This is a genomic window from Streptomyces lincolnensis, assembly GCF_021173675.1.
Lineage (GTDB): Bacteria > Actinomycetota > Actinomycetes > Streptomycetales > Streptomycetaceae > Streptomyces > Streptomyces lincolnensis_B.
This window is the reverse complement of record NZ_JAIHON010000034.1, coordinates 1-6,405: the sequence shown is the minus strand read 5'-3', so window position 1 is coordinate 6,405 and position 6,405 is coordinate 1. Positions and strand designations below refer to the sequence as shown.

General features: G+C 68.9%; 8 protein-coding genes. 6 read left to right on the top strand and 2 right to left on the bottom strand.

What is annotated here, in order from left to right; translation table 11 throughout:
- Positions 1–248, top strand: a 248-nt coding sequence (locus K4B79_RS47405) for an AMP-binding enzyme (protein ID WP_445276273.1), incomplete at its 5' end; no start/stop codon positions are given.
- A gap of 169 nt (positions 249–417) precedes the next feature.
- On the top strand, positions 418–1,212 hold the full coding sequence (locus tag K4B79_RS47400; protein WP_232033703.1) for a transposase: 795 nt from the start codon (positions 418–420) through the stop codon (positions 1,210–1,212).
- Positions 1,213–1,287: 75 nt separating this feature from the next.
- Here K4B79_RS47400 and K4B79_RS47395 read toward each other — a convergent pair whose 3' ends face one another.
- The gene (locus K4B79_RS47395; RefSeq protein WP_232033702.1) at positions 1,288–1,716 is read right to left on the bottom strand and encodes an ester cyclase; all 429 of its coding nucleotides are present in this window, start codon (positions 1,714–1,716) and stop codon (positions 1,288–1,290) included.
- Positions 1,717–2,081: 365 nt separating this feature from the next.
- Here K4B79_RS47395 and K4B79_RS47390 point away from each other — a divergent pair, with 365 nt between their 5' ends.
- Positions 2,082–2,351: a hypothetical protein gene (locus tag K4B79_RS47390; RefSeq protein WP_232033701.1), complete on the top strand. Its 270-nt coding sequence runs from the start codon at positions 2,082–2,084 to the stop codon at positions 2,349–2,351.
- 647 nt (positions 2,352–2,998) lie between these two features.
- A complete protein-coding gene (locus K4B79_RS47385; RefSeq protein ID WP_232033700.1) occupies positions 2,999–4,066 on the top strand; it encodes an alkene reductase in 1,068 nt (355 codons plus the stop codon).
- Positions 4,067–4,267: 201 nt separating this feature from the next.
- Here K4B79_RS47385 and K4B79_RS47380 read toward each other — a convergent pair whose 3' ends face one another.
- Entirely contained in the window at positions 4,268–4,768 is a 501-nt protein-coding gene (locus tag K4B79_RS47380) for a PaaI family thioesterase (protein WP_232033699.1), read from the bottom strand.
- Between the two features lie 93 nt (positions 4,769–4,861).
- Between K4B79_RS47380 and K4B79_RS47375 the strand changes: the two genes are divergently transcribed.
- Both K4B79_RS47375 and K4B79_RS47370 read left to right on the top strand, forming a co-directional pair.
- Positions 4,862–5,329, top strand: a complete 468-nt coding sequence (locus K4B79_RS47375; protein ID WP_232033698.1) for a winged helix-turn-helix transcriptional regulator — start codon at positions 4,862–4,864, stop codon at positions 5,327–5,329.
- Positions 5,330–5,431: 102 nt separating this feature from the next.
- On the top strand, positions 5,432–6,004 hold the full coding sequence (locus K4B79_RS47370) for a TetR/AcrR family transcriptional regulator (RefSeq protein ID WP_232033704.1): 573 nt from the start codon (positions 5,432–5,434) through the stop codon (positions 6,002–6,004).
- Positions 6,005–6,405: the final 401 nt, after the last annotated feature.

Here is a 6,405-nt window from a genome sequence, read left to right as displayed (position 1 = left end):
ACCGCGCACCGAGCGAGGTCGAGGCCGAACTCGTCCAGCTCGTACGCGACCGCATCGGCGCCATCGCCTCCCTCAAGGACGTCACGGTCGTGGCCGCCCTGCCCAAGACCCGCTCGGGAAAGATCCTGCGCAAGACGATGCGCGGCATCGCCGACGGCCACGACGAACCCATCCCCTCCACCGTCGACGACCCGGACGTCATCGAAACCCTGCGCCCGGTCCTCCGCCGCGCCGGTCACACCCCGTGATCGGCTGTCGCCTTCCCTGGCTTGCGGTGGGCGGTAGCGCCCGGCGGACTGCCCCACCGGAGCCTTTGACGCCGATCACGCGACCTGGGGTCTCCCCAGCGACCTGGCAGTCGTCTCCACGGCCCGCGTCCAGGCATCCGATCAACTGACCACCTGAGATATCGAGCCGGTGATTGTCGCGTGGGAGGCCGCGCACCGTTCAGTCAGCAGCCACCAGGGACGGTACGAGATGCGGGAGATCGTCAACGCGCTCCTCTACCAGGGCCGCACCGGCTGCCAGTGGGACCTGCTTCCGCACGACCTGCCGCCGGGCGGCGCGGTGACGTACCGGCTTCGCCAAGTGGCGCGACGACGGCACCGACCAGACCATCCACGACCTGCTGCGCTGACAGGTGCGGGAGAAGGCGCGGCGAAAAGCGGACCGAGCCTGGTGGTGCTCGACACCCAGAGCATGCATGCGGCGGCCGGGGTGCCCGCGGAGTCGACGGGGTGTGATGCGGCAAAAAAAGTACCGGGCCGCAAGCGCGGCCTGGCGCAGCACATGACCGGCGGGGAGCTGACCCTCGGGGCGGTGCTGGCCCGGCTGGAGGAGCGGGAACGGGAGATCGCCGCGCAGGCCGAGACGACGGGAGAGCAGATCGAGCAGCTGACCGCACGGCTGGACGAGCTCGGCAGGGCCGCTGAGGAGATCCGGATCACCCGCAAGACACTGCTGGAGCTGCCCGATCCGCAGCCACCCGCGCCGCCGGCGCCGAAGCTGCCCGACCATCCGGCCTACCAGCAGATCCTGGCCGTATTCACCGCGGCCGACGCTCCGCTGCGGGCGCGGCAGGTGTGCGAGGCGATGGACATGGAGATCGCGTCCAACACCATCAACAACACCCGCCTGAAGCTCAAGCGGCTGACCGAGCGCGGAATCCTGGTCGAGACCGGGCAGGGTTTGTTCACCCAGTCGCGGCCGTAGCCGCCCGGCGACGCTGCGGCCGGCCCGCCTGCCCCTCCCGAAAGGGGGAAGCAGGCATCAACTCACGTACCCCTCTCAGGACTGCAACTGGGCGAAGAGCGTCGCCAGGTCGATGAGGCCCCAGTGGTCGGTGAGCTTTCCGTCGGCCACCTTGAACATGTGGACCTCCAGCACCTTGATCGATCGGCCGGTGGCGGGAGTGCCGTTGAAGGACCCGGTGTTCGTGCCGGTGAGGATGAAGCTGATCGCGAACCAGTCGTCCTCGGCGATGACACGGACCGGTGTGGCGGCGAAGTCGGGGACCGCGTCGAGGAACGACGCAAGCACCGCGCGGGCCTCCTCGAGGCCGGTGGTGGTGCCATCGGCGGCGTGGTTGCGGAAGTCCGGCGCGTACAGGGCGAACAGGGCGTCGAGGTCGCGCAGGTTGACGCGCCTGACGTACTCATCGGCAAGCCGGTGCAAGTCGGCGGCGGACGTTCGGGGCTCGGCGTTCGAGGAAGGCATGTGCTTCTCCAATGTGGATGGACGGAGCGGCTCCGCCCCGGTGACGGACAGGGGAATCGGGTCGAACAGGCGGGTTGGACGAGCAGGGTCTGGCACGTTTCCGACGTGCGCGAGTGCGACCACCCCTTCCGAGCCCGGGACCCACCGGTCACGAGCGTCATCACGGGGAGGGCGACCACTCATTACCTTACGATCGTAATGCTATCGGAGCGACCGAGGGGCCGCAAGCAAGTTCCGAGGCGAGTGGGATCGTGTGGCGGCCTACCGGTCGAGCACGGGGGGCACGCCGTCAGCCGTGAACGTCACGGCGGAGTACGGGGCGCAGCATGTGCGGCAGAAAGCGCCGCGTCGGTGACGACGAACACTTGACGATCAACCGGAAGACCATCACTGCTCTCGCTGACCGTCTCCCGGCCCAGACCGCCGCGCCCGACCTGCCCGAGCACCCGAACTACCCCCGCATCCCCGTCTTCAACGAGGTCACCGGCCCCCTCCGGGCCCGTGATGCATGCGAAGCCCTCGACCACGAACCGCTGCCGAAGAACATCAATGGCACCCGCGCCGAGCTGAAACGCCTCGCCAGGCTCGACGTCCTCACCGAGGCCGACGCCTGCAGCTTCACCAGAAAGGCGTAGCCGACCAAGCCCCCGCGACCAGCAGCCCTGCCCCAACCTCACCTGCAAACAGACAACACCTCACGAACCGCCCTCCGAGAGCTGAAGGAACTGGTCTTCACCCCCCGAACTCGCGGTCAGTGAACTCGTGGTCACCGAACTGGTGACGACCGCCATCCGCTACGGCAAGAGCCCTGTCAAACTGCGGATGATCCTTCAGTCCGCCCTGACGAGCGAATCTCCGACGCCAGCAGCACCGCCCCGCACCTGCGCCGCGCCCAGGTCTCGACGACGGCGGCCGCGGCCTGCCTCGTCGCCCACCCCACCGAATACTGGAGCACACGGCACACCCGCAAGGACAAGGTCATCCAGGCGGAGCAGGCGGTTCCAGCTGCCGTTGCGGAACTCCCACCGCTCTGGCGTGAGGTCCTTGCGCGAGCTGCGCCGCGCGGCTTCGCGCCCCCTGCCGGGACCCATTTGCCACAGCCCACCCGACCGCTTAGTATTACGATCGTACTTTGATAGGCCACTGCCGACTGCGACTCGACCTGCGGGCGCAGGGCGGGTGCGTCCTCGGACCCGGAGGCAGAAGAGCCAGGTGTCCAGGTCCACGCGGTGTCCGCCCCCGCCCCTTTCGGCACCACCACACACCACCTGAGGAATGACCCATGCTCAACGCCCTGTGGAACCCGACCGTCGTCGGAGAGATCGCCCTGCCGCACCGGCTGGCCATGGCCCCCCTGACCCGCAGCAGGGCCACCCCGGACGGCGTGCCGACCGAGCTGAACGCCGAGTACTACGCCCAGCGCGCCTCGCACGCGCTCATCATCACCGAGGGCACCCAGCCCTCCGCCGACGGCCAGGGCTACCCGGTGACCCCGGGCATCTACACCGAGGATCACATCGCCGGCTGGCGCAAGGTCACCGACGCCGTACACAAGGCCGGCGGACGCATCGTCATCCAGCTGATGCACACCGGGCGCATCTCCCACCCGGACAACACCCCCCACCACCGGCAGCCGGTGGCACCCTCCGCGATCAAGCCGGCCGGCCAGACGTTCACCCCGTCCGGGCTCCAGGAGATGCCGGAGCCGCGCGAACTGTCCACCGAGGAGGTCGCCGCGACGGTCGACGACTTCCGGCGCGCCGCCGCGGCCGCCATCGCGGCCGGCGCCGACGGCGTCGAGATCCACGGGGCCAACGGCTACCTGGTCAACCAGTTCCTCTTCCCCAGCACCAACCAGCGCACCGACCAGTACGGGGGCTCCCTCGACAACCGCATCCGTTTCGCGGTGGAGGTCGCCACGGCCGTGGCCGACGAGATCGGCGCCGGCCGCACCGGCATCCGAATCTCTCCCGGCAACCCCTTCCAGATCAACGACCTCACGGAGAGCGACCCGCACGAGCTCTACCCGCACCTCCTGCGCGCCCTCGCCCCCCTCAACCTCGCCTACCTGCACATCGGTCACGGCGGCGACGAGGAACTCCTCTCCACCCTCCGCAAGTTGTGGCCGACCACGCTGATCCTCAACCGGGCCGGTGCCGACATCGCCGCCCGCGCCAAGGACGTCGAAGACGGTCTGGCCGACGTCGTCACCGTCGGCACCATGGCCCTCGCCAATCCCGACCTCGTCGAGCGCGTACGCGCCGGCGCCCCCCTGAACACCCCCGACCCCGCCACCTTCTACGGCGGCGGCGCGGCCGGCTACACCGACTACCCCACCCACGCCGCCTGACGAAGAGCAGCCCGGCGCCCGAGGGAACCACCACCTTCGCCGCCTCGACACAGCTGCGGCGCACGGAGGCCGGCGACCCGAGGAGTTACGGGCCGCGACCGACCTGCGCCGCAGCGGTTTCACCTCACACACCGGCGGTCTGCGCCGCGATCGAGGGAGTGCGACTTCACGGCCCGGACCGATACCGGTCGCCGCCGAGGCTCACACCTGCGAGGGTGACACCGGGAAGAGCATGCAGCTGCTGGTGGCGTGGGCGAGCAGACGGTCCCTGCCGTCGACCAACTGCGCCTGGGCGAGGGCTGTTTGGCGTCCCTGGCTGATCACCGTGCCGATGGCGCGTACCGTGCCCGTGTCCACGGTGATCCGTCGCAGGAACTTCACCGTGAGGTCGAGCGAGGTGTAGGCCATGCCCTGCGGAAGGGTCGACTGGACCGCGCAGCCGGCCGCCGAGTCGAGCAGGGTGGCGAAGATGCCACCGTGCACACTGCCGATCGGGTTGTAGTGCTCCTCCCCCGGCGTCAGGGAGAAGACCGCCCTGCCGGGCTCCACCTCGTCCAGGGTGAAGTCGATGGAGTAATTGATGGGCGGCGCCGGCAGTCGCCCCTCCTTCAGCTCGCGCAGGAAGTCGATGCCGGCCATGCGTCCGGCGGCCTCCGCCAGGATCGCGGGATCTTCCCACTGGTACGTACGCGTGCGTCCCACGACCGGGCACCTTCCCGTCTGACTTTTGCAAGTGAAGCTAGCCACCCACTCACCTGACTGCCAATGACGAAGCCAGACCCTTACGCTGGCGGGATGGAGTGGCTTGAGGCGAGCACGGAGAACTGCCCCGTCCAGCGCACGCTCGACGTGGTCGGGGAGAAATGGACGTTGCTGATCTTGCGTGACGCCGTCAACGGAGTCCGCCGCTTCGACGACTTCCACCGCCACATCGGCCTGTCGGAAGCCGTCCTCAGCGACCGCCTCCGGAAGCTGATCGCGGCCGGCGTCCTGAAGACCGTCCCATACCAGGAGCCGGGCAGCCGCTCCCGCAACGAGTACCGCCTGACCCGCAAGGGCTGGGATCTGTGGCCTGTCCTGATGGCGCTGAGCCAGTGGGGCGAGGCGTACGCCCTCGGCCCCGAGGGGCCCGTACTGGACATCCGTCACACCGACTGCGACGCCCCGGTCCGCGTCGTCGTCGAGTGTTCCGCGGAGCACTCCACCCTCAGCCCCGCGGAAGTCACCGCCCGACTCGGACCCGGTGCCCGCATCCGGTCGTGACCACGCCGGTCATGGGGTCGCCGGTCATGATATTACGTGCGTCAGGCCATGGATTACCCTTGAGTGCGAAGCATGGCCTTACGGAGCGAACGGAGAAAGCTCGTGGTGCGCTACGCCAAGGAGCACAAGCAGGTGACGCGGCGACGCATCATCGAAAAGGCCGGCCACCGGTTCAAGCAGGACGGCATCGACGGCTCGGGTATCTCCACGCTGATGGCGGACGCGGGGCTCACCAACGGAGCCTTCTACGCCCACTTCGCGTCCAAGGACGACCTCGTCGCCCATGTCGTGGCCGAAGAACTGCACACGCAGGTCGCGAGGTACAGCACCCTGCGGCCCGGCCGCCCGGGACTCGAGGACCTCATCCGCGAGTACCTGTCTCCCGAGCACCGGGACCACCCCGGCCTCGGATGCCCCTCCGCCGCCCTTCTCGACGAGATCGGCCGCTGCGAGGACGGGACCAGGCAGGCCTACAGCGACGGCGCGCGGGCCATCCTGGAGGAGATCTCCGCCCGCCTGACACCCGAGGACCCGCGGTCCGCTCAGGCCAAGGCCATCGGGCTGTTCACCATGCTGGTGGGGACGATGCAGCTGTCCCGCGCCCTGTCCGACCAGAAGCGCGCCGATGAGGTCCTTGAGCTGGGGATCGAGAACGCTCTCGCGTTCATGGGGTGAGGCGGAAGGCGAGGTCGCGTCCGTGAACGGGCGCCTCGAGCCGCTCGCCCAAAGGGCGCCACGCCCCTGAGGCACCACCCTCGGCCCGGACTACGACCGCACCGCACGCCTTTTGCCGCTCGAGGAACTCGAGAACCGTCTCCACGAACTGCCCGTGGAACTGGAAGATGCCGCCATGGCCGGCGTCGGGGTAGAGGACCAACTCGCCGTTCGGCACTCGCGCGCCAGGTCGACCGAGTTCCGGGTCGGAACCATCCAAGGGGTGCGGGTGTGTTGGAGTGACCCCCGGGATTCCGACACCTGGACGCTGGATGTTTCGTCATCCAGGGGAAGTGATCCATGGTGGCAAAGCGGAAGAATTACCCCGAAGAGTTCAAGCGGGACGCAGTGGACCTGGCGCG